Origin of the sequence: Streptomyces sp. NPDC059373 (genome assembly GCF_042751495.1) — a bacterium.
Classification (GTDB): domain Bacteria; phylum Actinomycetota; class Actinomycetes; order Streptomycetales; family Streptomycetaceae; genus Actinacidiphila.
Window position 1 is genome coordinate 496155 of sequence record NZ_JBHYXC010000002.1, and the last position, 25116, is coordinate 521270.

Sequence of the window (25116 nt, forward strand, 5' to 3'; positions counted from 1 at the left end):
TCCCTGGCTCCCTGAGCTCCCCTAGCGCTAACGGAAAGGACGAGCGCAGATGCGCGAGATCCTCGGAAGGCGACGCAAGAGCAGTCCGGAGCTGCTGACCGCGGCCCTCCTCTGCGCCGAGCAGTGGCGATGGCCCGTCGTGCCCGGTGCGGGCCCCGACCCGCGCGGCGGCCGGCGCAACCCGGCGGAGTTCGACTGTGCCTGCCTGCGCCCGGACTGTCCGGTGCCAGGTGCGCATCCACACGATCCCGGCCTGCTCGGGGCGACCTGCGATCCGCGCATGGTGCGCTGGTGGTGGACCGCGCGCCCCGATATGCCTCTGGTGCTTGCCACCGGCGAGCGCGTCTCGGCGGTGAGCCTCCCGGTCGCCGCCGGTCGGCGGTCGCTGGAGGTCTTCGACAAGCTCGGCGTCCGGCTCGGCCCGGTGGTGGCGAGCCCCACGCGGATGGCGCTGCTCGTCGCCCCGTACGCCCTGGAGGAGCTCGGCGAACTCCTCGACCGCCAGGAGTGGGTGCCCACCTCGCTCCGCTATCACGGGCAGGGCGGCTACGTGGTGCTGCCGCCGTCGCCCGTCGGGCCCGGGCAGGCGAGCTGGGTCCGGCCGCCGGTCGTCGAGGCTGCGGCGGATGCCGGGACGCGGGCTCCGTGGCTGCCGGACATCGGGGTCGTCATCAACACCCTGGTGCAGGCGGGCACGACCGAGCCCGACGGCACGCGGCTCACGTACTGAAGGTCTGAGGCCCCGGAGGGTGCCGAGGACCTGAGGGTCACTCTTTCGGGTTGGAGCAGGGGGCCGTTGTCCGGCGAGCGCCGCGCGGCCCTCTGATCAGGCCTGTTTCTGCCGCTATGTTCGGCCCATGAGCCGGATGGAGCGTGCCTCGAACCTGCGCCTGATCGCCCTCGCGAGCGTGGTCGCGATCTTCGCGCTGATTCCTCTGGCCGCCGCAGTCGCCGGCCCGCCCAGCGGCAGGGAACGCGGCCTGCTGGACCGCCTCCCCCTGCTGGGTACCGAGGAACCCGCCGACGAGCCCGCCCCCGAGCCCGACGACACCCGGCAGACCGCCTCCTGCGGCCCCCAGCTCGCCTCGCCCGACGGCCTGAGGGCGCAGACCTGCACCCTCACCGAGGACGGCGACACCTGGGCGCGTACGTACTACCGCAATGCGACCGGCCACCAACTCAGCGGCGTACTCACGCTGATGCGGCCCGACGGGCGGACGGTGCAGGTGACCTGTCCCATCGCGGCGGACCGGCGGACGGGAAGCTGCGAGACGCCGCGCGAGCGGACGGTCCCTGATGCCTATGCGGCAGTGGCGGAGATCGCGACGAAGGACGCGGACCGGCTGGTGCTGCGCGCCGGGTCCGGGCACTGAAGAGGCACTGAAGGGCGCCGAAGGGTGCAAAAGGGTCACGTGCGGCCACTGACAGGCCGGAAAGTTGAACGTCCGGTCGCTGGCGACGGGGGATGCACCAGCGACCGGACTGTTTAAACGGTAACAAGTTTTCGCTCGTACGCAAATTCGTACGCCCGGCTTCGCCGGCGGCAACGGCCCTTAACTACTGGGCCGTAGCGGAGTTGTGACCAGGATCACGTTCGGCCGTGCTCGGGCTCGGTTCGGGCCCGGCTCCGGCGCGGGCTCAGCTGAGGGTGATCTGGCGGTTGGTGAAGCCGCTGCGGGCCCGCCGCTCGTCGGCGTTGAGCGGCGCGTCGGAGGCCAGCGCCTCGGCCAGCCGCTCGGCGAACTCGGCGGCCGGCTTCTCCACCTCGTCCGCCGTCACCCCGACGGGCAGGTCCCACACCGGCACCAGCAGCCCGTGCGCCCTGAACGAGCCGACCAGGCGCGTGCCTTCGCCCAGCGAGGACGTACCGGCGGCGTGCAGCCGGGCCAGCGCGTCGAGCAACTGCTCCTCCGGATGCGGCATGACCCAGCGCAGGTGGTTCTTCTCCGGCGTCTCGCACCAGTACGCCGCGTCCACCCCCGTCAGCCGTACGGTCGGGATCGCGGCCGCGTTCGCCCGCTCCAGGGACGCCGCCACCTCGCCGGTCACGCCCTCCGCGTTCTCCAGCCAGAACTCGAACCCGGTGTGCACGACGGGCGCGAACGGCGCGTCGGGGTCCAGCAGATCCTGCAGCCTCGGCCCGTCCGGCGCCGGCCGTTCCCCGTCCACCGGCGAGCCCGGCTCGGCGGCCAGCGCGCGCTGCAGCGTGTCGGCGAGGTCCCGGCTGATGTCGCCCGACGCCGTGTCGTTCTGCAGCCCGAGCAGCACAGCGCCGGTGTCGCGGCGCAGCCCCGGCCAGGCCATCGGCAGTACGGTCGCCAGCGTCACGGACGGAACGCCTTCCGGCAGCCCGCCCTTCAAGGTCAGCTCGACGGTCGCGGCCGGCACCAGCTCGCGCAGCGCCACCCAGTCGCATTCACCGGGCAGCCCCTCGAACGGCCGCCGCACCAGCTCCGTCACCGCGTGCGCCGCCTCCCGGCCATGGCACGCCTTGTACCGCCGCCCCGAACCGCACGGGCACGGCTCGCGCGCCCCGACGACCGGGATCTCCCCGGCGTTGATCTGCGGGGCACTGGCCTTGGACGTCTTCGTCGGGCGCTTTTTCGCCATGGCTCGATCTCTCCCGGTAACGGCTGTGTTCCGGCCAGAGCCTAGCGGTCGGCGGCCTGCGGAAGGTCCTGTGAAGGCCTGCGGAAGGTGTTCGTACCCCTACGGAAGGTCTTCGAAGGGATCGGCGAAGTCGATGGGCACCTCGATACGCGGCGCGAGGTCATCCCGCCGGGCATGCCTCCCGCGTATCGGCAGCTGCGCCCACACCGTCACCTCGCCCGGCGCGTCCCGCACACCCCACCGCAGGGAAAGGCTTCGCACGATGCCGAGTCCGCGCCCGCCGCGCGCCGTGAGCGACGGGCTGGCCGGAAGCGGGCGGGTCGGGCCGCCGCCGTCCGTGACCTCGACCGTGAGCAGGCCGTCCTCGTCGATCCGCCAGGCGGCCCGGATACCGCGGCCGTCCCCGTCGCGTTCCCCGTCCCGCCTGCCGTCCGGATCAGCGCCGAGCGCCCGCGCGTGCCGGCACGAGTTGCTGAGCAGCTCGGACAGGATCAGCACCGCGTCGTCGATCACCGTGTCGGGAACTCCGTGCGAGAAGAGCTCCTTGCGGAGTCTCCGCCGCGCTTCAGCGACGCCCGTCGGACCATGGGGCAGGGCCATGGTCGAGGACGTCGGCACCTCTTGGGCCACCACCAACGCCACCCCCGAGACCTCCTTCACCCCACGCCACGGGATGGATGCCCTCCCGGCCTGGACCGGAAACCGGCCAACTGCGATCTCTTGGGGCACTCACACCGATCGAACACCGTGCGAACGCGCCGGTGCACTCCGTGTAAAACTTCGGCTCACCGGCCGAGCTGGGACAGCACCTGCTTGGGGCGGTTGGTGATGATGGCGTCCACCCCGAGCCGTACGCACAGCTCGACGTCCTGCGGCTCGTTCACCGTCCACACGTGCACCCGGTGCCCGGCCCGGTGCAGCTTCGCCACGTAGCCGGGGTTGGCCCGCAGGATGCGGATGCTGGGCCCGGCGATCCGTACGCCGGCCGGCAGCCGGCCGTCACGGTGCCTGGGCAGCACGTACTGCATGAGGAAGACCGTGGGCAGGCTCGGCGCCGCCAGCCGCACCCTGCGCAGCGAGCGTGACGAGAAGCTCATCACACGCACCGGGGACGGCTCGCCGGGCGCCGGCTTGGCCAGCCCGAAGCGGCCCAGAAGCTCGAGCAGCCGGTCCTCGACCTGGCCCGCCCAGCGGGTGGGGTGCTTGGTCTCGATGGCCAGTTCAATCCGCCGATCGGTGTCCGCGATCAGCCGCAGCAGCCGCTCCAGGGTCAGTACCCGGCTCAGATCCTCGGGATCGCCGTCGAAGCGGTCCGGGGCCTCCGCGTCCGCGTGCTGACCCTTCCACGAGCCGAAGTCGAGCGCGGCGAGATCGGCCAGCTCCATCGCGGAGACGGCGCCCCGGCCGTTGGACGTACGGTTGACCCGCCGGTCGTGTACGCAGACCAGCGTGCCGTCGGCAGTCAGCCGGACGTCGCATTCGAGGGCGTCGGCGCCGTCCTCGATGGCCTTGCGGTAGGCGGCGAGCGTATGTTCCGGGACATCCTCCGACGCTCCCCGGTGGGCGACGACCTGGATCGGATTCCCACCCGGGACGGCATCCCGGCCCGCACGCACATAAGTCACCGGGCTATCGTGCCACCGCGGAGCGGTCCAGCCGGTCCGCCGGGTGTTTACGGCGGTCTGACACCCGGTGGGAAAAGCTGTGTCCAGCCTGTCGGTTGCACTGAAAAATAGTGAGCCGCCACACACCCGCGTCCTTCCCGCGTCATGATGTTGAGGAGAACAGCTGTGAGCACCGAGAACGAGGTCGGCCCGGCTCCGGCTGCACCGGCGTCCGCGCCGACGCCGGAGCCGTCCGTGCCGCCCGTGCCGGAGGCGGAGCCGAAGACGGCCCAGCTGCCCACCGTGCCGCCGGCTCCTCCCGCCGCCCCGCCGGCGGTTCCGGCCCAGGCGCCCGCTGTGGCGCAGGCGGGGCCGCCCGCGGAGCAGCCCAGCGCGCCGCCGACCGCGCCGCCGGCCGCCCAGACCGCGCCGCTTCCGCCGGTCCCGGCCGCCTTCGCCGCCGCTTCGGCCGCCCCCGCCGGTCCGGCCGGCCCCGACTGGGGCGCGCCGCCGCCCACCGACCCGTACGGAGCCCCGTTCCCGGGTGCGGCGCCCGCGCCGAAGAAGCGCGGCAACGGTGGCCTGGTCGCCGCCGTACTCGTCGCCGCGCTGCTGGCGGGTGGCGTCGGCGGCGGCGTCGGCTGGTGGGCCGCCGACCGCTCCGACAACGGCTCCAGCTCCACCACGGTGGCCTCGTCCGGCAACTCCAAGGACCTCAGCCGCGCCTCCACCTCGGTCGCGGCCATCGCCAAGAAGGCCCTTCCCAGCGTCGTCACCATCGAGGCCACCGGCACCTCCGAGAGCGGCACCGGCACCGGCTTCGTCTACGACAAGCAGGGCCACATCCTCACCAACAACCACGTGGTCGCCCCCGCCGCCAACGGCGGCAAGCTCACCGCGACCTTCTCGAACGGCAAGAAGTACACCGCCGAGGTCGTCGGCCGTGCCTCCGGCTACGACGTCGCCGTGATCAAGCTCAAGGGCATCAGCGCCTCCCAGCTCACGCCGCTCGCCCTCGGCAACTCCGACACCACCGAGGTGGGCGACGCCACCATCGCGATCGGCGCCCCCTTCGGCCTCTCCGGCACCGTCACCACCGGCATCGTCTCCGCCATGAACCGCCCCGTCGCCTCCAGCGACGGCACCGGTTCCTCGGCCTCGTACATGTCGGCCATACAGACCGATGCCTCGATCAACCCCGGCAACTCCGGCGGCCCCCTCCTCAACGCCGAGGGCGCCGTCATCGGCATCGACTCCGCCATCCAGTCCACCGGCAGCTCCGACGGCACCTCCCAGTCCGGCAGCATCGGCCTCGGCTTCGCCATCCCCATCAACCAGGCCAGCCGCGTCGCCAAGGACCTCATCGCCACCGGCGTCCCCGTCTACCCGGTCATCGGCGTCTCCGTCGACTCCAGCTACACCGGCGAGGGCGCCAAGATCTCCACCGGCTCCGGGGCGATCACCTCCGGCGGCCCCGCCGACAAGGCCGGGCTCCAGGCCGGCGACGTCATCACCAAGTTCGACAACACCGTGATCGACTCCAGCCCCACCCTCATCGGCGAGATCTGGCAGTACAAGCCCGGCGACAAGGTCACCCTCACCTACACCCGCAACGGCACCTCCCACACCGCCTCCCTCACCCTCGGCGAGCGCAAGGGCGACAGCACCAGCTGATCACCCCCCTCCCCCCGGACCCGTTAGGCTGTCCCCGCGTCCCCCCACCCGGGCGGACGCGGGGTGGGTTGCCCGAGCGGCCTAAGGGAACGGTCTTGAAAACCGTCGTGGCAGCGATGTCACCGTGGGTTCAAATCCCACACCCACCGCACGTGAACGGCCCCTGACCAGGCAGATCGGTCAGGGGCTGTTGTGTTGCGTGCTGCCCGTGGATGCCCGCCGTTCCCCGGTGTTTTCCGCTCGATCGGGCACGACTGGGGGCACGTACGGGGCCTTCTGATCCGTAGCTACCCAACCCTCCAACCGGTGGACCTGTGTGGCGGGTCGCGGATCTGTCCTCCGGGGCGGCTGCGACGCTTCGCCCATGGCACCCAAGGCAGGCACCACCGAGAGTTCGGCAACGGCGCGAGTCGTCCTGCTGACACTCGCGGCCGGTCAGTTCCTGATGGCGCTCGACAGCTCTGTCATGAACGTCTCGATCGCGACGGTGGCCGATGACGTGGGCACGACGGTGACGGGTATCCAAGGCGCCATCACGGCCTACACCCTCGTGATGGCGATGTTCATGATCCCCGGCGGCAAGGTCGGGGCGCTGATCGGCCGCAAACGCGCGTTCATGATCGGCTGCGGCATCTACGGCTGCGGCTCGCTGGTCACGGCGCTCGCACCGAACCTGCCCGTGCTGCTGCTCGGCTGGTCGTTCCTCGAGGGGATCGGGGCGGCGCTCATCCTGCCGGCGATCGTGGCCCTCGTGGCTGGCAACTTCCCTGCTGAACGCCGCCCCGCCGCCTACGGACTGGTCGCGGCCGCAGGGGCCGTGGCGATCGCGGTCGGGCCGCTCATCGGGGGTGTCGCGACGACGTACTTCTCCTGGCGCTGGGTGTTCGCCGGTGAGGTTCTGATGGTGCTCGGCATCCTGGTGCTTGCCCGCCGCATCGCCGACGCTGCGAGCGACGAACGCCCTCGCATCGACCTCGTCGGCGCAGTGCTCTCCGCCCTCGGGCTCGGGATCTTCGTCTACGGGGTACTCCGATCGGATGAATGGGGCTGGTTCAAGCCGAAGCCCGACGCGCCTTCATGGCTCGGGGTTTCCCTGGTCGTGTGGCTGATGCTGACAGGTCTGCTTCTGATCTGGCTCTTCCTCCGCTGGGAGGCCCGCCTCGTGAAGCGGCACAGGGAACCACTCATTGACCCAGCAATGTTGCAGAACAAGCAGCTCACCGGCGGGCTGACGATGTTCTTCTTCCAGTACCTCGTGCAGATGGGTGTGTTCTTCGTCGTACCGCTCTACCTGTCGGTTGCCCTGGGTTTGTCCGCGCTCGCGACCGGTGCCCGCATCCTGCCGCTCTCGCTGACATTGCTGGCGGCCGCGATCCTGATCCCGCGCTTCCTCCCGGACGTCTCTCCGCGGCGGGTGGTGCGGCTCGGGATCCTTGCGTTGCTCGCAGGCGCGGTGGTCCTGATGGCCGCGCTCGACGCAGACGCCGGTGCGGAAATCGTCACCATCCCGCTCCTGTTGATCGGGCTCGGCATGGGCGCGCTGGCGTCCCAGCTCGGGTCGGTCACCGTGTCCGCAGTACCGGAAGAACAGAGCGCTGAAGTCGGCGGTGTCCAGAACGCCGTCACCAACCTCGGCGCCTCGATCGGTACGGCACTCGCCGGGTCGATCCTGATCGCCGCGCTCACGTCTTCGTTCCTGGCCAGCGTCGATCAGAATCCGGCGGTTCCGGCCGACGTCAAGAGTCAGGCGACCGTCCAACTTCAAAGTGGCGCACCCTTCCTGTCGGACGCCCAGCTCAAGACCGCCCTCGACGAAGCCGGCACAAGCACGGAAGTGACCCAGGCCGCGCTGGACGCAAACGCCGAGGCCAGGGTCGACGGCCTGCGCGCTGCACTCGCCATCCTCGCCTTCGCCGCTCTCCTCGCGTTGTTCTTCACCTCACGGATCCCGAGGACCCAGCCCCGCTCGACGGAGGTGTAGCCGCGGATGGCCTTGTTGTCGGGCCATCCCCGTGCGACGGCCCCCACCGCACCTCGGGGCAGTGGATAACGGGCTGATCATTGCGTGGGTTCAGATCCCACACCCACCGCACAGGTCGGCGTAGGTGCTGGTCAGATGGGGTGCACCTTTCGGAGGTGCACCCCATCGGCATGCGCCCCACCTCACCCGTATCCCAGGCTTGACCAGCCCGTATGGGCCATCTGTGGGCCAACATGTGCCCGCCCTCCAAGCACCGGATGGGCAAAGGGCAGTCACAGGTCAATCACGGTGTTCTCTTATGAACAACCGACAGGCTCTGCGTAGTTGCCCAAGCGATGGGAGAGCCGTCATGAACGACTACGACCACACAAGCCACTCGTCGGCCGGGTCAGCCCCGGCGACCATGGCCGCGCAAGCACGCCGGCCAAGCGTAGGGCGGTTGCTGTCGAAGAAAAGGGGTGGATGGATCGTGGCCGCCGGGCTGACGTGTGCGATGGCCGGACTCACCGGTGCCGGCACGTCGGCCGCGGCGGAAATCTCGTCGTCCGGGTCGCCCCTTTCGGCCGCAGCCACGCCCGCACCGACCGTAACGCCCACCGGCGGGCCCGTGACCGGGCCTGCCGCCGGGGGTGCGACCGGCATCGTCGACACCACGTCCACGTCGGGCTTCACCTTTGCGACGGCAACGGGTGTGGAGCTGACCGTCGACGAGGTGTCCTCCACGACCTACAAGAAGGGAACCCGCCGCATCTCGGCGAGCGCCGTGAAGGAGGGCGCAAGCGTCCTCGTCCTGGGGACGGTGGACAGCGCGACCATCACGGCTACGCACGTCATCGTGCAGCCCGGGGGCGACGGCGGAGCTGCGGCTGCCGAGGCGGCAGGGGTGATCCCCTTCCAGCAGGGGACGCCGTCCCCGACGAAGTCGGTCGGTCAGATCCCGGTCTACACCGAGGGAGAGGGGACGATCCTCAGCGGGACGACGGCGGACAAGGCGACGAAGGCCGCGCAGGCCGTCGTGCCCGGAGGCATCGTCGACCGCGTGGTGGAGCTGAGCGGCGGCGAGTACGAGGTCCACAACATCAGCATCAACTGGCCGCACCACGTCTTCGTCAACAAGGACTTCAAGGTCGTCGGCTACGAGTAGCCGACGCGACGGAGCGCCGGTGCCGGTGGCCGGCGCGGGTTGCCCCTGGCGGCGGGACGCCAGGGCATGGCAACGATGTCACCGTGGGTTCAGATCCCACACCCACCGCAGGTGAGCGGCCCCCGACCAGGTGACTCGGTCGGGGGCCGCTCTCGTACGTGTGGCTCGTGAGGGACCGTCGTTCCCCTGTCAAAGGCACTGGGCCGGCCCCGACTTCGAGGGAGGTTTGGGGATTGTCCGGGAATGTGGCGGAACGGTTCGGCCGTTGGGGGGCACGGGATTCGGGGGTCGGTGGGGGCGGCGGGATGGGCAGGGGGCGATATTGGAGGTTTGTCGACAGATCGTCACGCTTGCGAGCTAAATGACCCGGGAGGTCCGGTTGGGCGGGGATGGGGTGGGCAACTCTGATCTCGGCGACGTCGCAGAGCCGGCGGGGCGGTCGGCCAACCGGACCCCGCGAGCAAGCACCCCTGAAGGAGAATTCATGGCAAGCATCCGTACCGCTCGTGTCCTGGCCGCGATGGCGGCACTGCCGCTGGCGGCGGCGCTGTTCGCCGGGACGGCGATGGCTGACAACGGGGCGATCGCGGGCAACGGGTCGAATGCGACCGTGGTCAGCAACAGCGGCGGCAATGTCCGCGGTGACAACTTCGGCAGTGTGACGACGACGCAGCAGGCGGCCACGGGGGCGGGGGCGTCCAACCAGAACAACACGGCGAGCGTGGTGGGTTCGGCGTTCACGGAGATCCGGCAGTCGAACTGGGCCATCCACTTCGCACCGCAGGGATGACGGGGACCCGGGCCGCCTGAGCGGTCCGCGCAAGGGCGGCTGCGCGACGGCATCCTCAGTGCCGTCGCGCAGCCGTGTCCGGGAGGGTGAATTGTTTGTCCACAGGGTGTGGAAAACTTCTGGCCGCTTGACAGGATGGCCAACAGGAAAGAATCTGACGGGTAGTCAGATCAACTCTCTGGTGAGGCCGCCCCGTGCTCATACCCGCGCAGAACCGGACAACACCGGACCTCCTCGGCCGCCTCAAGGCGTACGAGGGCCAGGCTGCCGCCACCGGGGCGGCCGGCAAGGACCCGGTGAACCCGGCGATGATCCGGCACTGGTGCGAGGCCATGGGCCATGCGGTGCCGGAGGACGGAGCGGCGCCGGCGGCGATGTTGCAGGTGTGGACCATGGGCGGGCTGTCGGGGCACGGGGGCGGTGGGGGTGCCAGGACGCCGGCGTACGAGGAACTGCTGGCGCTGCTGGACGAGGCGGGGTGTACGTCGGTCGTGGCGACCGACAGCGAGCAGGAGTACGTACGGCCGCTGCGGCCCGGTGAGCGGATCAGCTTCGACACCGTGATCGAGTCGGTGTCGGCCCGGAAGTCCACGAAGCTGGGCGCGGGGCACTTCGTCACCACCCGGACCGAGATCCGGACGGCGGGGGGCGGTGAGCTGGTCGGCACGCATCGCTTCCGGATCCTCAAGTACGCGCCCGCGCCGCAGAAGTCCGCAGGGCCAAGCCGCCCCCGGCCGGTCGTCAACCGTGACAACGCCGGTTACTGGGAGGGCGTTCGCGACCACCGCCTCCTCATTCAGCGCTGCACCGGCTGCGGCGCGCTGCGGCTGCCCTGGCTGCCCGGCTGCGATGCGTGCGGCTCGCCGGGGTGGGACACCGTACAGGCGGGCGGTGCCGGCGTCGTCCATTCGTACGTCGTCATGCACCATCCGCCTTTCCCCGCCTTCGAACCGCCGTACGCGGTCGCGCTCGTGGAGCTGGCCGAGGGGGTGCGGCTGCTCGGGAACGTGGTCGGGGTGGCGTACGAGAAGGTGCGGATCGGGATGGGCGTCGGCCTGGAATTCCTGCGGGTGGACGAGGACATGACCGTGCCCGTGTTCCGGCCGGAGGTGTGAGGTGGAGGTCGGCGTGGTGCTGCCAGAGCTGCGGATTCCCGTCACGCGCACGCTGATCGTCGCGGGGGCGGTCGCGACCCGCGACTACCAGGACGTGCACCACGACGCCGAGGCCGCGCGGGCCAAGGGCTCGCCGGACATCTTCATGAACATCCTGACGACGAATGGGCTGGTCAGCCGGTACGTCACCGAGTGCTTCGGCCCGGCGACCACCATCAGAAGGTTGAAGATCACGCTCGGCGCGCCCAACTACCCCGGCGACGAACTGACGTTGACCGGGACCGTGACGGCGGTGGACGGCCCGTGCGTCACCGTCGAGGTCGTCGGCGCGAACGGCATCGGCCGGCACGTCACCGGCACCGTCGAAGTCGAGCTGGAGGTGGCGGCCCGATGAGCGTACGGAGCCGGGACAACCTGGGCGGGCGGGCGGCGATCGCCGGGATCGGGGCGACGGAGTTCTCGAAGGACTCGGGCCGCAGTGAGCTGAAGCTGGCGGTGGAGGCGGTGCGGGCGGCCCTGGACGACGCGGGGCTCACGCCGGCCGACGTCGACGGCATGGTGACCTTCACGATGGACACCAGCCCCGAGATCGCGGTCGCACAGGCCGCCGGGATCGGGGAGTTGGGCTTCTTCTCGCGGGTGCACTACGGCGGCGGCGCGGCCTGCGCGACCGTGCTGCAGGCGGCGATGGCGGTCGCGACCGGGGTGGCCGACGTGGTGGTCTGCTACCGGGCCTTCAACGAGCGGTCGGGGCGCCGCTTCGGCTCCGGGGTCCAGCACCGCGAGCCGTCGGCGGAGGGCGCGGCGCTGGGGGTGAACCTGCCGTCCGGGCTGCTGACCCCCGCCTCGTGGGTCGCCATGTCGGCACAGCGATATTTGTACGAATACGGCCTTGATGCGGAGGTCTTCGGCCACGTCGCGGTCGCCGACCGGCGGCACGCGGCCACCAACCCGGCCGCGTACTTCTACGGCAAGCCGATCACCCTGGCCGACCACGCCGCCTCCCGCTGGATCGTGGAGCCGCTGCGCCTGCTCGACTGCTGCCAGGAGACGGACGGGGGCCAGGCGATCGTGGTGACCTCCGCCGAGCGGGCCCGCGATCTGCGGCATCCGCCCGCGGTGATCCGTGCTGCCGCGCAGGGCGCGGGGCGGGCGCAGGAGCAGATGACCAGCTACTACCGGCGGGACCGGGACCTCGCCGGGCTGCCCGAGATGGCCGTCGTGGCACGGCAGTTGTGGCGGACGGCCGGACTGGGGCCGGAGGACGTCGACACGGCGGTGCTGTACGACCACTTCACGCCGTTCGTGCTGATGCAGCTGGAGGAGTTCGGCTTCTGCGGCCGCGGCGAGGGCGGCGCCTTCATGGAGGCCGGCCGGCTGCCCGTCAACACGCACGGCGGGCAGCTGGGGGAGGCGTATCTCCACGGCATGAACGGCATCGCCGAAGGCGTACGCCAACTGCGCGGCAGCAGCGTCAACCAGGTACCCGACGCCGCGCACGTCCTCGTCACCGCCGGGACCGGGGTGCCGACCTCGGGGCTGGTGCTGGGCGCGGACTGAGGCCCCCCGCAGCCCAGCAACCTGTCCGCGCCCGGCCCCGGCGGCGTCAGTCGCCCAGGCCCGCCCAGAACTCCGCGAACGTCAGCAGCCCGTCCTCGTTGATGTCCTTCGCCGCGATGACAGCCTGCGCCACCGTCTCGCTGACATAGGGGTCACCGAGCTCGGCCATGACCTTCTTGTACTCGGCCGCCGTGATGTACCCGTCGCCGTCCAGGTCGTACCGCTCGAACGCCGTCCGCGCCGACTCAATGTCCGCCATCGAAAGCTTCCCCTCCGTGTGTGCAGCTTGTCTGACCCGCACACATTAGCGGCGGTCGGTTTTACGGATAGAACAACCCGGGAGTCGCGGTGTAGACCCGGATCGGATAGTCACACGACCTCTCGAAAAAGGCCGGCGCCGACGACCGAGCCGCCAGCGTCTCGCCCCGCGCGTCCAGACCGTCCGCCATGACCGGCAGCCCAACAAGGGCAATGAGGCCGGCCACCCCCGCCAGCGGTCCGCGCCGCCACAGGGCGACCGACGCCACGACGGCCACCACTGCCGCCACCGGGATCAGCGCGAGCGCCGCGTACGTGTAGTGGTCCGGGGCCAGAGCGGCATGGCACAGCGCGTACTCCCTCGGCTTGCCCCCTGCCAGCATCGGCACCCGCTCGGCGAGGGCGAACAGCGGCAGCACCACGCCCGCCCCGGCCAGCAGACCCGCCCACCTACGACTGCGCACCCCAGCCATCCGCTTCCCCCTCCATCAGCGCCGCGATCTGTGCCACGCTCCACTCACCCGCCGCCCCCGGCCGCGCCGCCAGGTACTCGGCGATCCTCCCCGCCTCCCATGCCCCCGCCTCGACCAGCCCGGCGGCCAGATGCCCCAGATAGTGGGCGGCCGGCTTCCGCCAGGCCACGTCGGCGAGGGCCCAGGGCGCGGTGCAGGTCAGCAGTGTCCGCCCTTCGATCTCCCCGGCGCACACCACCGTCTCGTACCGCCCGTCCCCCAGCGTGACCCGCTCCCCCACCGCCAGCGTCCCCAGGTCGACGGCCAGATCGGCGTCCGGCAGCCGGTGCATCTCCTGGGTGGCGATGTCCGCGAACTGCCTGGCGGTCAGCAGATGCGCCCGGCCCCACACCACCCCGGGCGCATCGGGATCGTAGAAGGCCATCCCGCCGGTCCACCTCTTCGACTCGTACGCGAAGTAGACGCTTCCCGGCAGCTCAACGGCCACCGACCGCTCCGGCGGGCGCGGATCACGGCAGCCGCCCAGGTAGCGGGCGAGGCGGGCACCGTGCATGTTGGAGCCGTAGGACGCGTACCAGACCTGCATGGAAGCGCACACCTCCGAAGTTGGCAGCTCCTCCATTGAACCGAGTTTCCTCCTTCAACGTGATCGAACAGTGAGCCCTCCGGACGCCGCGCCCACCGCGGCGTCCATGCGGAAGTACGTTCACGAATCGGAGTCCACGGCCATGAAGCTCGCCAAGCGCCTCACCCTCACCGCCGCCGCCCTCGCCACCGCGGGCGCCGCCCTCCTCGCGACCGCCGCCTCGGGCCAGGCGGCGGACCAGCACCCGGTCCCGGCGCTCACCGGCATCCCCGCCGCGCTCCAGGTCCCGGACGGCAACCATCGTGTCGCCGTCCTCGACGCCAAGGGCGTGCAGACCTACACCTGCACCAACGGCGCCTGGACCTTCCTCGAGCCCGCCGCCACCCTCTGGGCCGGGAACGACCCCGCCAAGCAGCCGCTTGCCCTGCACTCCCGCGGCCCCGTCTGGATCTCCACCCGCGACGGCAGCGCCGTCAACGCCGCCGCCGCAGCCAGCGTCCCCCACGACGGCGCCATCCCCGAACTCCTCCTCAAAGCCACCGCCACCCGCGGCAACGGCCTCTTCGGCGACATCTCCTACGTCCAGCGCCTCCGCACCCACGGCGGCCTCGCCCCCACCACCCCCTGCACCGGCACCGCCCAGATCGGCGTCCCCTACTCCGCCACGTACGCCTTCTACGCCCCCACGCAGTGAGCCACTGCCCCGGGTACGACAAAGCCCCCTCCGGGATGATCCCGGAGGGGGTTGCTGTGCAGCCGGACCCAATTGGTCGTATTTATGGCTATATGTATCATTGTTACACCGCTTCGTGCCCCTAGGAAGGAGATCATCATGGGTGCCGAAGGGACATCGGGGACGGTGGTACTCGTCCATGGCGGTTTTGTCGACGGCTCCGGCTGGCAGGGGGTCTACAACCTCCTGAAGAAGGATGGCTACAGCGTCAGTGTCGTCCAGAATCCGACGCTGACACTCGACGGTGACGTCGCCGCGACCAAACGCGTCATCGATGCGCAGAGCGAACCGGTCATCCTCGTTGGCCATTCCTATGGCGGAGCGGTCATCACCGAGGCGGGGAACAGTCCCAATGTAGCGGGGCTCGTCTATATTGCGGCCTTCGCGCCGGACCGGGACGAGTCGGTGAACACGCTCATTGCCAACCCGCCGCCCGGAGCTCCCGTACCGCCGATTCTGCCGCCGCAGGACGGCTTCCTATTCCTCGACAAGGCGAAGTTCCCTGCTTCGTTCGCAGGCGACGTGGATGCCGAACCGGCCGCGTTCATGGCCGACTCGCAGGTCCCGTGGGGCGTTGACGCTTTGAGCGGCACGATCAGCGAGCCGGCGTGGCGGACCAAGCCCAGCTGGTATCTCGTCGCGACCGAAGACAAGATGATCCCCCCGGCAGCTCAGCGCTCGATGGCTGAGCGGGCCGGCTCAACTGTTGCCGAAGCCGCCGGTAGCCACGCGATTTTCCTGTCGCAGCCGGCAGTCGTTGCCGCGATCATCAAGAAGGCCGCTTCCGGAGTGCGCTCAGCCACGCGCTGAGACGACCAGAGCGCTTCCGGCTGCATCAGGCCGTCGGTACAAGGCTGAGTTGGCAGAACCGATGCCACCCGAAGGCGTCAGCTGTCCGAAGCGATGGGCGGCGGCTGATCAAGGGCGTTGCTGTACTTCGCTGCTGTACGGCACGAAAAAGGCCCCTCGGGAATGATCCCCAGGGGCCTCTGAGCTGCTGTGCACTCGGCAGGATTCGAACCTGCAACCTTCTGATCCGTAGTCAGATGCTCTATCCGTTGAGCTACGAGTGCTGGTGCTTCCCGGCGCTTTCCGGCCGGTCTGCGTTGCGGGAACAACATTACATGACCGGCCGCGTGAGGTGAAATCCATTGCCCGCACCCATGCTGAGCTGGGAAAACGCCGGAAGCCCCGGCCGGTGATCGGCCGGGGCTTCCGGACTGGAGCGGAGGCTGAGGGATTTGAACCCTCGATGGGATTGAAGTCCCAAACCGCATTAGCAGTGCGGCGCCATAGACCGGACTAGGCGAAGCCTCCAGACACGCCCGCGCGAGCGGGTGTGTGCAGATGATGGCACAGCCGGGCGGGCTGTCACCAATCGCAGACCAGGTTACTAGGCCTCGTACGGGCAGAGCAAAGCTGTTCCGCGGCGACGCGCCCACGATCGGGTGGATCAGGGGGGTGCGGGGGTGCGGGGAGGTAGGGACGGGGGCATGCGAATGAGCCGAATGACGCTGGCCGCCCTGTGGGCCGTCGGGCTGCCGTTGCTGACCGCGACCGGCGCGAGGGCGGCGGGGCCGGTGCCCGTGCCGTTGGGGGTGGACCGGCTGACCGTGACGGTGGACGACGGGGAGGACCACGTGGCGACGTATGAGCTGGTCTGCCATCCGGCGTCCGGGACGCTGCCGGACGCGCAGGCGGCGTGTGACCGGCTGGACGCGCTGGGAGGGCCGGTGGGGCCGCCGCCGGCGGGGCAGATGTGCACGATGATCTACGGCGGCCCGCAGAAGGCGACGGTGGTCGGCACCTGGCGGGGGGCGCCGGTACGGGCGCGCTACAACCGGGCCAACGGCTGTGAGACCGCCCGGTGGGACGACATGGCGCCGGTGCTGCCCGTGGCCGTGCCGACGGAAGGTGACGGACGCCACAATTCCGGATGGCGGCCGTGAACACTTCCATCCCGTACGGGACATGAGCATCCACGACCGCTGGCCCAACGACTGCCCGTACACTCGCTCTAGTGACAGGCCGCGAAGGCAGCGGCAAGATGGGCCGCCACCGGCAGCGCGGGGTCCACCGGGCCACCGCCAGCGGTGTGCGGCACATGCGGTACATCAGGGAGGACGCGTCTCGTGAGCAGCAGGCCATCCCGAGGCGCTGCTCGCCTCGCGGCAATACTGGACGCCCTGCCTGACGCGCTGCTCCTGGTCAACGCCAACGGCACCGTCGTCAACGCCAATTCGATAGCCCTGGAGACTTTCGAGTCCCCCGGCACGGCCCTCGTCGGGCGCGGGCTGCTCGACCTTCTGCCGGCCTTCGACTCCAAGCGCATCCCGGGCTCCATGCGGCGGCCCGATGACGACGACGGCCGGACGAAGCCGACCCGGATGGTCGCGCGGCGCACCGACGGCAGTGAATTTCCGGTGGAGGTTACGAGCGCGAATATCGACGACGCGCGCACCGCCTTCGCGGAGACCTACAGCTACACGGGCGACGAGCTGCTGATGCTGGTGGTCCGCGACCTCACCGGCGCCCTCGACACCGAGGCCGAACTCGCCCGCCAGCAGCGGCAGACCGAGATGATCCTGCGCGCCGCGTCCGAGGGTGTGGTCGGCGTCGACACCGAGGGCAGGGTGGTGCTGGTCAACCCGGCCGCCGCGCAGATCCTCGGCTTCCGCGCCACCGACCTCGGCGGCCAGGAGCTGCACCCGCTGATCCAGCACTCGCGCCCGGACGGTTCCCCGCTCCCGTACGAGGAGACCTCGCTGGCGGAGACCCTGCGTAGTGGCCTGAAGCACCGGGTACGAGGCCAGGTGCTGTGGCGCAAGGACGGCAAGGCGGTCCCGGTGGACCTGACGACGGCGCCGGTACGGGAGGGCGAGCAGCTGGTCGGCGCGGTCATGACGTTCACCGACCGGAGCCGCTTCAACGCCCTGGCCGCGCGCCACGCGCAGCTTCAGGCGGTGCTCAGCGAGTCGCTGCGCGGGCCGATCGACGAGCTGCGCGGCGAGCTGGTCGGCCTGGCCGCCGACCCGGCCGGGCACCTGTGGCCCGAGGCCAACCAGATCCTGCACCACCTCGCCGCCGGATACGCCCGCATCACCACCCTCATCGACAATGTGCTGGCCTTCCAGCGGCTGGACCGCGGCGAGGACAAGCTGGAGCGACTGACGACCTCCCTGGACAAGGTTGTCGCGGCGGGCGTCGAGGGCGCGGTCGAGCTGATCGGCCCCGGACGCGCGCAGTACGCGGTGCACGCGCCGCCCATAGAGGCCACGGTGGACGCCGACCGGCTGGCCCAGGCGGTCTCGCACCTGATCGCGGACGTCGCCGGGGTCGACGCGGCCGGGAACATCCCGGTGCTGCCCAGCGGCGGTGACTCCACGATCGTCGTGGCGGCGGCGCAGCGGGGCGATGTCGTACGGATCGAGGTGCGCGGCCCGCACGCGGGCGGCGACCCGGTGCATCTGCCCATAGCGCGCGGCATCGTGGAGCGGCACGGCGGCGTGCTGCAGACCCACGAAGTGCCGGGCCAGGGCAGCGCGTACGTCCTCGAGGTGCCGGTCGGCCCGGGCAAAGGCGCGGCGGCCGGCACGGTGAAGGAGCCGGTACGGGAGTCGGAGACGACGGTCATGCCGTTGCCGGCCGAGCCGATCCGGGGGACGACCACGAAGCCGGGCCCGCCCCGGCAGCGGCAGGCGTCGGAGGACGCGTCGGTGGCCGGTCCCGCTCCCGCCGGCGCCATCGCACTCCCGGCGGCGGCCACGGACACCCCGAGCGGCCGGCGCCGTGCGCTGCGACAGCCGGCGGACCAGACCCCGGAGCAGCCGGCCCAGCAGCCCCACCAGCCCGAGCATCCGCAGCCGCACCCGGAACAGCCGACGGGCCGCCGCGCCAGGCGCCCCGCCGCCGATGACAGCCAGGCGGGCCAGTCGGGCCAGGTGGGCCACCCCGGTCGGCCGTCGGGCCTCCCCGCGCTGCCCCCCGCCACGGCCGACGCCCAGGAAGCGCCCACCGGGCGTCGGGCCCGCCGCGCCCCGGAAGCCCCGGAGTGGCCGGAGGCGAACGGCTCCGCGCAGCGGCGGCCCTCGGCGATCGTCGACCCGCGCAAGCTCCCGGCGGCGGCCGAGGAGCGTCCGGCCATGCTCGAACTCGAGGCCCCGCCGCAGGTCGTCCAGCAGCAACAGCCGCAGCAACAGCCGCAACTGCCGCCGCAGCAGCATCCGTCGATCCCGGAGCAGACCCAGCGCGCCCCGCAGTCGCAGCTCCAACCGCAGCCCCAGGTCCAGGCCCCGCAGCCGCAGCCCCAACCCCCGGCCCCCCAGCCCCCCCTGCCCCAGGCCCAGCCGCATCCCCAGGGCGACACCCACGGCAGTCGGGCGATAAGCGTGCGCACCCTCGGCCAGGGCGTCCCCTTCGCCCAGCAGATCGCCGAGCAGACGCAGAGCGCCCCCAGCGGCCGCCGGCGCAAGCTCAACGCCCCCGCCGAGGGCGAGGCCCGCCCGCACCCCACCGTGCCGGAGCAGCAGCAACCCCAACAGCAGCAACCGCAGCAGCCGTCCGCCCAGCAGCCGCAGTCCGCCGGCCGGGCCTATGCCATAGGGGCCCCCACCGAGAGCGACGAGGGCCCGGAGCCGCTGGACGGCCCGAACGGCGCGGTCGACGTGACCGACGAGAGCGTGGCCGTCCTGGGCGAGCCGCGTCGGCTGCTCGTGTGGCCCGAGCCGGACGTCTCGACCCGCCAGGCGCTGACCGACCGCGGCTACCGACCGGTGATCGTACGCAGCCGGGAGGAGGTCGACGCGCAGGTCGCCGAGCCGCCCGCCGCGCTCTTCGTCGACCCGCTGACCGGCCCGATCACCCGCACCGCCCTGCAGTCGCTGCGCCAGGCCGCCGCCCAGGCCGAGGTCCCGGTGCTGGTCACCGCCGGGCTGGGGCAGGCCACCCGCGAAGCGGCGTACGGTGCCGATCCCGCCGTACTCCTCAAGGCGCTTGCGCCGCGCGACAGCGAGCAGCATCCGCCCCGGGTGCTGCTGGTGGAGAGCCATCTGCCCATCGCGGAGGCGTTCACCGGCACGCTGGAGCGGCGCGGGATGCAGGTCGCGCAGGCCGGTTCCGAGGCGGACGCGATGACGATCGCCTCACAGGTGCATCCGAACCTGGTGGTCATGGACCTGATGCTGGTCCGGCGCCGCAGGCACGGCATCGTGGACTGGCTGCGTGCCAACGGGCAGCTCAACCGCACTCCGCTGGTCGTCTACACCTCGGTGGACATCGACCCGGCCGAGCTGCCGCGGCTCGCCTCCGGCGAGACGGTGCTGTTCCTCGCGGAGCGGTCGACGAGCACGGATGTGCAGTCCCGGATCGTCGATCTGCTGAGCAAGATCGGTTCCTGACGCTCTTTCGGCTCACCCGAGTCGCAGGTGATCGTCCGTCATGTTCCGCTCGGAACGTCAAGTTGACCGCGCCCGCCCCCGGTCGGGTGCCGCACCGTTTCGAGGAACGCATGACTCAGCGATACGTCCCCGTCATCCCCCGGGCGCTCGCCGCTCCGATGCTCGCGCTGTCCCTGTTCCTGATCGTCGGACCGATGGGCGGCGTGGCATCGGCGGAGGGGCCGAGCGCGCCGGCCGAACAGGCGGTCGCCAAGGCCCGGCCCCGCGTGACGGACCGCGCACTGACGCTTCTCACTCCCACCACCGCCGACACCATCACCACCCGCCGCCCGGTCTTCAGTGGAACGGGCACGGCCGGTGACGTCGTCACCGTCTGGCCCGAGGACGGCGACCTGTACTGCTACGCCATTGTCGGCACGGACGGCAAGTGGATCTGCACGCCCACCCGGGACCTGCCGGTCGGCAACCAGGTCATCGCGGTCAACGAGTCCACCCCCGGCACCCCGGGCTCCAAGGGCCTGGTGCGGCTGCGGCTCTTCGTCACGCCGAATGCCACGACCACGGAAGAGCCCTGCCCACCCGGCAAGGACGACCAGAAGGACGACCAGAAGAAGAAGGACGACCACCACGAATGGGACCACCACGAGTGGGACCACCACTCCATCTTCGACTGGTGATCACCCCCATACGCGTACGGAGGGCGGCCCGTACCGCCCTCCGTACGCCTGTCCGGCTCAGCCCAGCCTGGTGACGTCCAGCTTCCCGTCCGCGTAGTCCCGGCGGATCACCTTCTTGTCGAACTTGCCGACCGAGGTCTTCGGCACCGCGGGGATGATCGCCCACCGTTCCGGCAGCTGCCAGTGCGCGATGCGCGCGGCGAGGAAGGCGCGCAGCGATTCGTACGTGGCCGTGGAGCCCTCCTTCAACACCACGGTGGCCAGCGGTCGTTCGCCCCACTTGTCGTCGGGGACCGCCACGACGGCCGCCTCGGCGACGTCGGGGTGGGCCATGAGGTGGTTCTCCAGCTCGACGCTGGAGATCCACTCGCCGCCGGACTTGATGACGTCCTTGGCCCGGTCGGTGAGGGTGAGATAGCCGTTGGCCGTGATCGTGCCGACGTCTCCGGTACGCAGCCAGCCGTCGGGGCTGAACTTGTCCTCGGGGCGGATCGGATCGGCGCCCGCGCCGCCGTAGTAGGCACCGGAGATCCACGGCCCGCGCACCTCCAGCTCGCCCGCCGACTCGCCGTCCCACGGCATCTGCTCGCCGTCCGGGCCGACGAGCCGGGCCTCGACGCCCGCAGGGAAGCGGCCCTGTGTGACGCGGTAGGACCACTCCTCCTCGGGCGAGAGGCCGGCCGGGGGGTGGGCGACGGTGCCGAGCGGGGAGGTCTCGGTCATGCCCCAGGCGTGGCAGACCTTGACGCCGTACTGCTCGTCGAAGGCCTTCATCAGGGCGGGCGGGCAGGCGGAGCCGCCGATGACCACGGCGCCGAGGGAGGAGATGTCGCGGGGCTTGGCGGCGAGTTCGGCGAGCAGGCCCTGCCAGATGGTGGGGACGGCGGCGGCGTGGGTCGGCCGCAGGGTCTCGATCATCTCGGCGAGCGGGGCGGGCTGCAGGAAGCGGTCGGGCATCAGCAGGTTGATGCCGGTCATGAAGGCGGCGTGCGGGATGCCCCAGGCGTTGACGTGGAACATCGGGACGACCGGCAGGGTCGTGTCCGCGGTGGTGAGGGCGAAGGACTCGGCCATGTTGACCTGCATCGAGTGCAGATAGATCGACCGGTGCGAGAAGAGCACGCCCTTGGGGTCGCCCGTCGTGCCGGAGGTGTAACACATGGCCGCGGCCTCGCGCTCGTCCAGCTCCGGCCAGTCGTACCTCGTCGGGCGGCCGGAGATCAGCGCCTCGTACTCGTGGACGGTGGCAGTGCTGCCCGCCAGGAGTGAGATGTCGCCGGGGCCGACCACGACCACGTGCTCGACCGACTCCATGGCCGGCAGCAGGGGGGCGAGCAGCTGCAGCAGCGAGCCGTTGACCAGGACGACGCGGTCGGCGGCGTGGTTGGCGATCCAGACGAGCTGGTCGGCGGGCAGCCGCAGATTCAGCGTGTGAAGGATCGCGCCCATGGAGGGGATCGCGAGATAGGCCTCGACATGCTCCGCGTTGTTCCACATCAGGGTGGCCACGCGCTCGTCGCGCTGGACCCCCAGCTCGTCGCGGAGCGCGTTCGCCAGCTGTACGGCACGTAGTCCCGTCTCCCGGAAGGTGCGGCGCTGCGGCTCGGCGTCACCGGTCCAGGTGGTGATCGTGGAATCCCCGTGCACTGTGGTGCCGTGCACCAGAATGCGGGTCACTGTCAGCGGAACGTCCTGCATCGTGCTCAGCACGGGGCCTCCTCGAAACGCGGCTACGCGAGGGTAGGCCTGCCCGTGCGGATCAGGGTCGGACAGGCCCTCGTCCGCGATTCTGGCTCCATACCGCGCGGTATGTCACTACCCAACGAGCAATTCGGGGTCTTCCCGTAGTTTTGACAGGGCGCGCGACACCGCGCTCTTCACTGTGCCCACCGACACCCCGAGGGCCTCGGCGGTCTGCGCCTCGCTCATGTCCTCGTAGTACCTGAGCACGACCATGGCCCGCTGCCGGGTCGGCAGCCGCGCTATCGCACGCAGCATCGCGTCGCGCTGTGCCTGGTGCTCGGCCCCGTCCGGGACCGAGTCCACCGCGGCGGGCTCGGGCAGCTCGTCGGTCGCGAACTCGTCGACGCGGCGCTTGCGCCACAGGGAGGTGCGGGTGTTGACCAGGGTGCGGCGGACGTAGCTGTCCAGGGCGCGGTGGTCGTCGATGCGCTCCCAGGCCAGGTAGGTCTTGGTCAGCGCGGTCTGCAGCAGGTCCTCGGCGTCGCTCGGGTTGGGCGTGAGCGAGCGCGCGGTACGCAGCAGCGCCGGGCCCTTGGTCCGTACGTAGCGGGTGAACTCATAGCGGGTGAACTCGCTGCTGCACACAGGCGTGGTCATGGCTCAACGCTATGAGCCGGGCCCGGCCCGGCGGATCCGCCGCAAGTCCCGAAGCGGGATCACCCTCAAGGAGTACGCCGGGGGCTGTCCTCACCTCCCGGGGGTGTACACGGACCCCGACTACCCCGAGACGATCGCCACGGGGGCGTCCATGCGGTTGCGGTCGATGTGCAGCTGCCGGCCGCCGTGCCGCTCCTTCACGTTGCCCGAGTACTGATGGATGCGGCGGTGCGGCTGCCAGGCCCCGGGGGACAGCATCGGCTCCCGGTGCACGGTCGGCGGCACCCGCCAGCGGGCGAACCAGATCACGCTGGGCATGTCGGGGATCCCGGCGGCGCGGGCCCGGCTCATGTGGGCGATGCCCGAGTCCGAGCTGCTGTAGAAGCCGGGCAGGTAGCCGGCCGCCCTGACCCGGCGGTTCCAGGCCCGTACGAAGGACAGGGTGGGAGTGGTGCAGCGGGCGCGGGTGACGCTGTACGCCTCCATGTCGAGGTAGAGCGGGCTGCGCGGGGCGAAGCCCAGGCCTGCCGCCCGGCTGACGGCGTCCTTTGCCTCGGCGGTGCCCTGGCGCCAGGGGTGGTGGCGGCTGATCCTGTGTTTGCGCTTGGCCTTGCTGAAGGCGCAGGGCGACTGCGAGCCGACGTAGATCGGGAGGACGTGCCAGCCCATCCGGTCGGTGCTGCGCACCCAGCCGCGGGTGAGGTGGGGCTGCTTGCGGCAGGCGCGCGCGGGGCCCGCGTAGTAGACGCCGACCGCGCGGTAGTCGGAGCGCAGCCAGGCCCGCATGGTGCGGGTCGTCGGGGTGTGGCAGGTGTCGAAGCCCCAGCCGCTGAAGATGCGCGGGCGCCCGAGGGCCGCGGCCGCGGAGCTGCTGCCCGTGGCGTCGTTCTGCGATCCGTCCAGTGCCTCGTCCGGGAACTGCCCACGCGGCGGGTCGACCTCGTCGGGCAGTCCGGCGACGTCCGGCAGACCGGTGATGCCGGCCAGATCGCCCACTCCGGTCACGTCGTCGGGGTCGCTGTCCGGCCCCGACGCGGCCACAGCCGCAGTGGCGGTGAGCAGGCAGAGGAGCACTGCCACGATCGCCGTCACAAGTCGGATGATCGGATTGCATTCGTGCATATGCCGAGTCAACGGTCAGGCCGTGTTCGCACCGGTCAGACACGCAGGGGGTTCATCCGTCTGCGTCACGCCTCGACGACGAAGAGCTGCGGCACCTCGGTCGCCCCGCACAGCCGCAGCGTACGGGCGTGCAGCGGCGGGCACCGCAGGACGAGCCGTACGGCCGGGTCGAGGCAGGCGACGCGGTGGACGAGGGTCGCGGCGCAGTGCGCGTCGATGAAGGACAGCTCGGTGAGGTCGATGATGCGCGGGGTCCCGGCGGGGCCGTCGAAGGCCTCGCGGAGGCCGAACTCGAACTCGGCCCGGGTGGCCAGATCCGCGTCGCCGCTCATCCAGAGGATGCCGTCACCGTGCTCGACGCGCAGCGCGTCCAGGCTCTGCAGTACGGACGCGGGGTGCGCGGCCGAGACCCGGCCGATGAGTTCGGGCGTGAAGCGACGGAGGTCGTACTCGCAGATCGCGGTGAAGCCGATGCCGGCGAAGACCGGGGTGAGCGCGGCCTCGTAGTCGATCAGGCTGTCGTGGTCGACGCCCGGCCGCAGCACCCACGACATGTCGCCCACGGCGCGGATGCCGGGGAAGCCCAGGCGGTGGGCGTCCTCCGTGGCCTGGACCCAGGCGGCGACCCGGGCCTCGGGCTCGAACCCGGCGTGCGGGTCGTACCCGGGTATGTCGTTCACCACGACGAGGCTGCCCCGCACCAGCGCCCGCCCGGCCGGCACGCCGAGCCCGGCCAGGTGGTTGACCGTTTCTTCCACGCTGGTCCCCGGGTCGGTGAAGAACATCACCAGTTCGCCCCTGGACAGCCCGATCTCGGCGAACGCCGCACGGATGTCCCACCGCGCGGCCTCGTCGTCGAACCCCAGACACGCATGATCCCCCGACGCCATACGGTCGACCGAGACCGCGCGAGGGCCGGTACCCCTGTCCATGCCGCGAACGTACGCCCGGCCCCGCCCCCGGTCGCCCTCTGGATCACCTTTGACCGCACTCTGTTTCTTTACGGCACCCCCTGGCCGCCGATGTCCCCCTCCACACCCGGACTTGCCTACC

24 protein-coding genes and 3 tRNA genes are annotated in these 25116 nt (G+C 71.0%); 15 read left to right on the plus strand and 12 right to left on the minus strand.

The genetic code is table 11. The annotated features are described in order from the left end of the window. Positions 1-49 precede the first annotated feature (49 nt). Both ACFXJ5_RS06520 and ACFXJ5_RS06525 read left to right on the plus strand, forming a co-directional pair. Positions 50-730 carry a bifunctional DNA primase/polymerase gene (locus ACFXJ5_RS06520; RefSeq protein ID WP_384627691.1) on the plus strand — a complete coding sequence of 227 codons (681 nt, stop codon included), beginning with the start codon at positions 50-52 and terminating at the stop codon, positions 728-730. A gap of 127 nt (positions 731-857) precedes the next feature. Continuing rightward, positions 858-1373 carry a hypothetical protein gene (locus tag ACFXJ5_RS06525; RefSeq protein ID WP_384627694.1) on the plus strand — a complete coding sequence of 172 codons (516 nt, stop codon included), beginning with the start codon at positions 858-860 and terminating at the stop codon, positions 1371-1373. Between the two features lie 265 nt (positions 1374-1638). Here ACFXJ5_RS06525 and ACFXJ5_RS06530 read toward each other — a convergent pair whose 3' ends face one another. The 3 genes from ACFXJ5_RS06530 to ACFXJ5_RS06540 form a co-directional block, all read right to left on the minus strand. After that, positions 1639-2610: a DUF5926 family protein gene (locus tag ACFXJ5_RS06530; RefSeq protein WP_384627697.1), complete on the minus strand. Its 972-nt coding sequence runs from the start codon at positions 2608-2610 to the stop codon at positions 1639-1641. Between the two features lie 99 nt (positions 2611-2709). After that, the gene (locus tag ACFXJ5_RS06535) at positions 2710-3252 is read right to left on the minus strand and encodes an ATP-binding protein (protein ID WP_384627700.1); all 543 of its coding nucleotides are present in this window, start codon (positions 3250-3252) and stop codon (positions 2710-2712) included. A 143-nt stretch (positions 3253-3395) separates the two neighbouring features. Further along, positions 3396-4235 (minus strand): glycerophosphodiester phosphodiesterase, encoded by an 840-nt coding sequence (locus ACFXJ5_RS06540; RefSeq protein WP_384627702.1) that lies wholly within the window; start codon positions 4233-4235, stop codon positions 3396-3398. A 165-nt stretch (positions 4236-4400) separates the two neighbouring features. Between ACFXJ5_RS06540 and ACFXJ5_RS06545 the strand changes: the two genes are divergently transcribed. The 8 genes from ACFXJ5_RS06545 to ACFXJ5_RS06580 all read left to right on the plus strand — a co-directional run bounded on the left by ACFXJ5_RS06545 (position 4401) and on the right by ACFXJ5_RS06580 (position 12478). Further along, the gene (locus ACFXJ5_RS06545; protein WP_384627705.1) at positions 4401-5888 is read left to right on the plus strand and encodes a S1C family serine protease; all 1488 of its coding nucleotides are present in this window, start codon (positions 4401-4403) and stop codon (positions 5886-5888) included. Between the two features lie 62 nt (positions 5889-5950). Beyond that, positions 5951-6037: transfer RNA gene (locus ACFXJ5_RS06550), tRNA-Ser, on the plus strand. A gap of 215 nt (positions 6038-6252) precedes the next feature. Beyond that, the gene (locus ACFXJ5_RS06555) at positions 6253-7869 is read left to right on the plus strand and encodes an MFS transporter (protein WP_384627708.1); all 1617 of its coding nucleotides are present in this window, start codon (positions 6253-6255) and stop codon (positions 7867-7869) included. Positions 7870-8338: 469 nt separating this feature from the next. Further along, the gene (locus tag ACFXJ5_RS06560) at positions 8339-9013 is read left to right on the plus strand and encodes a hypothetical protein (protein WP_384627710.1); all 675 of its coding nucleotides are present in this window, start codon (positions 8339-8341) and stop codon (positions 9011-9013) included. A gap of 484 nt (positions 9014-9497) precedes the next feature. Further along, positions 9498-9803 (plus strand): hypothetical protein, encoded by a 306-nt coding sequence (locus tag ACFXJ5_RS06565; protein WP_384627713.1) that lies wholly within the window; start codon positions 9498-9500, stop codon positions 9801-9803. A 194-nt stretch (positions 9804-9997) separates the two neighbouring features. Then, positions 9998-10918, plus strand: a complete 921-nt coding sequence (locus tag ACFXJ5_RS06570; protein ID WP_384627715.1) for a bifunctional MaoC family dehydratase N-terminal/OB-fold nucleic acid binding domain-containing protein — start codon at positions 9998-10000, stop codon at positions 10916-10918. A gap of 1 nt (position 10919) precedes the next feature. Next, a complete protein-coding gene (locus ACFXJ5_RS06575) occupies positions 10920-11312 on the plus strand; it encodes a MaoC family dehydratase (RefSeq protein WP_384627717.1) in 393 nt (130 codons plus the stop codon). Then, entirely contained in the window at positions 11309-12478 is a 1170-nt protein-coding gene (locus ACFXJ5_RS06580) for a lipid-transfer protein (protein WP_384627720.1), read from the plus strand. Before ACFXJ5_RS06575 ends, ACFXJ5_RS06580 begins: the two co-directional genes overlap by 4 nt. Positions 12479-12524: 46 nt before the next feature. On the opposite strand, the gene ACFXJ5_RS06585 is transcribed toward ACFXJ5_RS06580, so the two are convergent. The 3 genes from ACFXJ5_RS06585 to ACFXJ5_RS06595 form a co-directional block, all read right to left on the minus strand. Continuing rightward, on the minus strand, positions 12525-12737 hold the full coding sequence (locus tag ACFXJ5_RS06585; protein WP_384627723.1) for an EF-hand domain-containing protein: 213 nt from the start codon (positions 12735-12737) through the stop codon (positions 12525-12527). A 61-nt stretch (positions 12738-12798) separates the two neighbouring features. After that, complete coding sequence (locus ACFXJ5_RS06590; protein ID WP_384627724.1) at positions 12799-13200, minus strand: hypothetical protein; 402 nt, start codon at positions 13198-13200, stop codon at positions 12799-12801. Continuing rightward, complete coding sequence (locus tag ACFXJ5_RS06595; protein WP_384627726.1) at positions 13187-13795, minus strand: histone deacetylase; 609 nt, start codon at positions 13793-13795, stop codon at positions 13187-13189. The genes ACFXJ5_RS06590 and ACFXJ5_RS06595 overlap by 14 nt, the downstream gene beginning before the upstream one ends. A gap of 106 nt (positions 13796-13901) precedes the next feature. Here ACFXJ5_RS06595 and ACFXJ5_RS06600 point away from each other — a divergent pair, with 106 nt between their 5' ends. Both ACFXJ5_RS06600 and ACFXJ5_RS06605 read left to right on the plus strand, forming a co-directional pair. Further along, positions 13902-14489, plus strand: a complete 588-nt coding sequence (locus ACFXJ5_RS06600) for a DUF3455 domain-containing protein (RefSeq protein WP_384627729.1) — start codon at positions 13902-13904, stop codon at positions 14487-14489. A 138-nt stretch (positions 14490-14627) separates the two neighbouring features. Next, on the plus strand, positions 14628-15338 hold the full coding sequence (locus ACFXJ5_RS06605; protein ID WP_384627731.1) for an alpha/beta hydrolase: 711 nt from the start codon (positions 14628-14630) through the stop codon (positions 15336-15338). 190 nt (positions 15339-15528) lie between these two features. On the opposite strand, the gene ACFXJ5_RS06610 is transcribed toward ACFXJ5_RS06605, so the two are convergent. Beyond that, a tRNA-Arg gene (locus ACFXJ5_RS06610) sits at positions 15529-15601 on the minus strand. A 153-nt stretch (positions 15602-15754) separates the two neighbouring features. Next, positions 15755-15845: transfer RNA gene (locus tag ACFXJ5_RS06615), tRNA-Ser, on the minus strand. Positions 15846-16021: 176 nt separating this feature from the next. Here ACFXJ5_RS06615 and ACFXJ5_RS06620 point away from each other — a divergent pair. From ACFXJ5_RS06620 to ACFXJ5_RS06630, 3 genes are all read left to right on the plus strand, one after another. Beyond that, positions 16022-16477, plus strand: a complete 456-nt coding sequence (locus ACFXJ5_RS06620; RefSeq protein WP_384627733.1) for an SSI family serine proteinase inhibitor — start codon at positions 16022-16024, stop codon at positions 16475-16477. 183 nt (positions 16478-16660) lie between these two features. After that, a complete protein-coding gene (locus ACFXJ5_RS06625) occupies positions 16661-19924 on the plus strand; it encodes a PAS domain-containing protein (RefSeq protein WP_384627736.1) in 3264 nt (1087 codons plus the stop codon). 110 nt (positions 19925-20034) lie between these two features. Next, positions 20035-20601: a hypothetical protein gene (locus ACFXJ5_RS06630; protein ID WP_384627739.1), complete on the plus strand. Its 567-nt coding sequence runs from the start codon at positions 20035-20037 to the stop codon at positions 20599-20601. A 57-nt stretch (positions 20602-20658) separates the two neighbouring features. On the opposite strand, the gene ACFXJ5_RS06635 is transcribed toward ACFXJ5_RS06630, so the two are convergent. The 4 genes from ACFXJ5_RS06635 to ACFXJ5_RS06650 form a co-directional block, all read right to left on the minus strand. Continuing rightward, the gene (locus tag ACFXJ5_RS06635) at positions 20659-22311 is read right to left on the minus strand and encodes a long-chain fatty acid--CoA ligase (protein WP_384627741.1); all 1653 of its coding nucleotides are present in this window, start codon (positions 22309-22311) and stop codon (positions 20659-20661) included. Positions 22312-22416: 105 nt separating this feature from the next. Beyond that, positions 22417-22941, minus strand: a complete 525-nt coding sequence (locus ACFXJ5_RS06640) for a SigE family RNA polymerase sigma factor (protein WP_384627744.1) — start codon at positions 22939-22941, stop codon at positions 22417-22419. Positions 22942-23061: 120 nt separating this feature from the next. Continuing rightward, positions 23062-24033: a DUF1906 domain-containing protein gene (locus tag ACFXJ5_RS06645; RefSeq protein ID WP_384627747.1), complete on the minus strand. Its 972-nt coding sequence runs from the start codon at positions 24031-24033 to the stop codon at positions 23062-23064. Between the two features lie 95 nt (positions 24034-24128). Then, positions 24129-24995, minus strand: a complete 867-nt coding sequence (locus tag ACFXJ5_RS06650) for an MEDS domain-containing protein (RefSeq protein ID WP_384627750.1) — start codon at positions 24993-24995, stop codon at positions 24129-24131. Positions 24996-25116 lie beyond the last annotated feature (121 nt).

What these genes read in the sequence shown, in the direction of transcription:
- ACFXJ5_RS06640 (WP_384627744.1), bottom strand. Translation starts at nt 22,941, where the DNA reads ATGACCACGCCTGTGTGCAGCAGCGAGTTCACCCGCTATGAGTTCACC.
- ACFXJ5_RS06620 (WP_384627733.1), top strand. Translation starts at nt 16,022, where the DNA reads ATGCGAATGAGCCGAATGACGCTGGCCGCCCTGTGGGCCGTCGGGCTG.
- ACFXJ5_RS06555 (WP_384627708.1), top strand. Translation starts at nt 6,253, where the DNA reads ATGGCACCCAAGGCAGGCACCACCGAGAGTTCGGCAACGGCGCGAGTC.
- ACFXJ5_RS06600 (WP_384627729.1), top strand. Translation starts at nt 13,902, where the DNA reads ATGCGGAAGTACGTTCACGAATCGGAGTCCACGGCCATGAAGCTCGCC.
- ACFXJ5_RS06595 (WP_384627726.1), bottom strand. Translation starts at nt 13,795, where the DNA reads ATGCAGGTCTGGTACGCGTCCTACGGCTCCAACATGCACGGTGCCCGC.
- ACFXJ5_RS06630 (WP_384627739.1), top strand. Translation starts at nt 20,035, where the DNA reads ATGACTCAGCGATACGTCCCCGTCATCCCCCGGGCGCTCGCCGCTCCG.
- ACFXJ5_RS06580 (WP_384627720.1), top strand. Translation starts at nt 11,309, where the DNA reads ATGAGCGTACGGAGCCGGGACAACCTGGGCGGGCGGGCGGCGATCGCC.
- ACFXJ5_RS06650 (WP_384627750.1), bottom strand. Translation starts at nt 24,995, where the DNA reads ATGGACAGGGGTACCGGCCCTCGCGCGGTCTCGGTCGACCGTATGGCG.
- ACFXJ5_RS06585 (WP_384627723.1), bottom strand. Translation starts at nt 12,737, where the DNA reads ATGGCGGACATTGAGTCGGCGCGGACGGCGTTCGAGCGGTACGACCTG.
- ACFXJ5_RS06530 (WP_384627697.1), bottom strand. Translation starts at nt 2,610, where the DNA reads ATGGCGAAAAAGCGCCCGACGAAGACGTCCAAGGCCAGTGCCCCGCAG.
- ACFXJ5_RS06605 (WP_384627731.1), top strand. Translation starts at nt 14,628, where the DNA reads ATGGGTGCCGAAGGGACATCGGGGACGGTGGTACTCGTCCATGGCGGT.
- ACFXJ5_RS06520 (WP_384627691.1), top strand. Translation starts at nt 50, where the DNA reads ATGCGCGAGATCCTCGGAAGGCGACGCAAGAGCAGTCCGGAGCTGCTG.
- ACFXJ5_RS06565 (WP_384627713.1), top strand. Translation starts at nt 9,498, where the DNA reads ATGGCAAGCATCCGTACCGCTCGTGTCCTGGCCGCGATGGCGGCACTG.
- ACFXJ5_RS06525 (WP_384627694.1), top strand. Translation starts at nt 858, where the DNA reads ATGAGCCGGATGGAGCGTGCCTCGAACCTGCGCCTGATCGCCCTCGCG.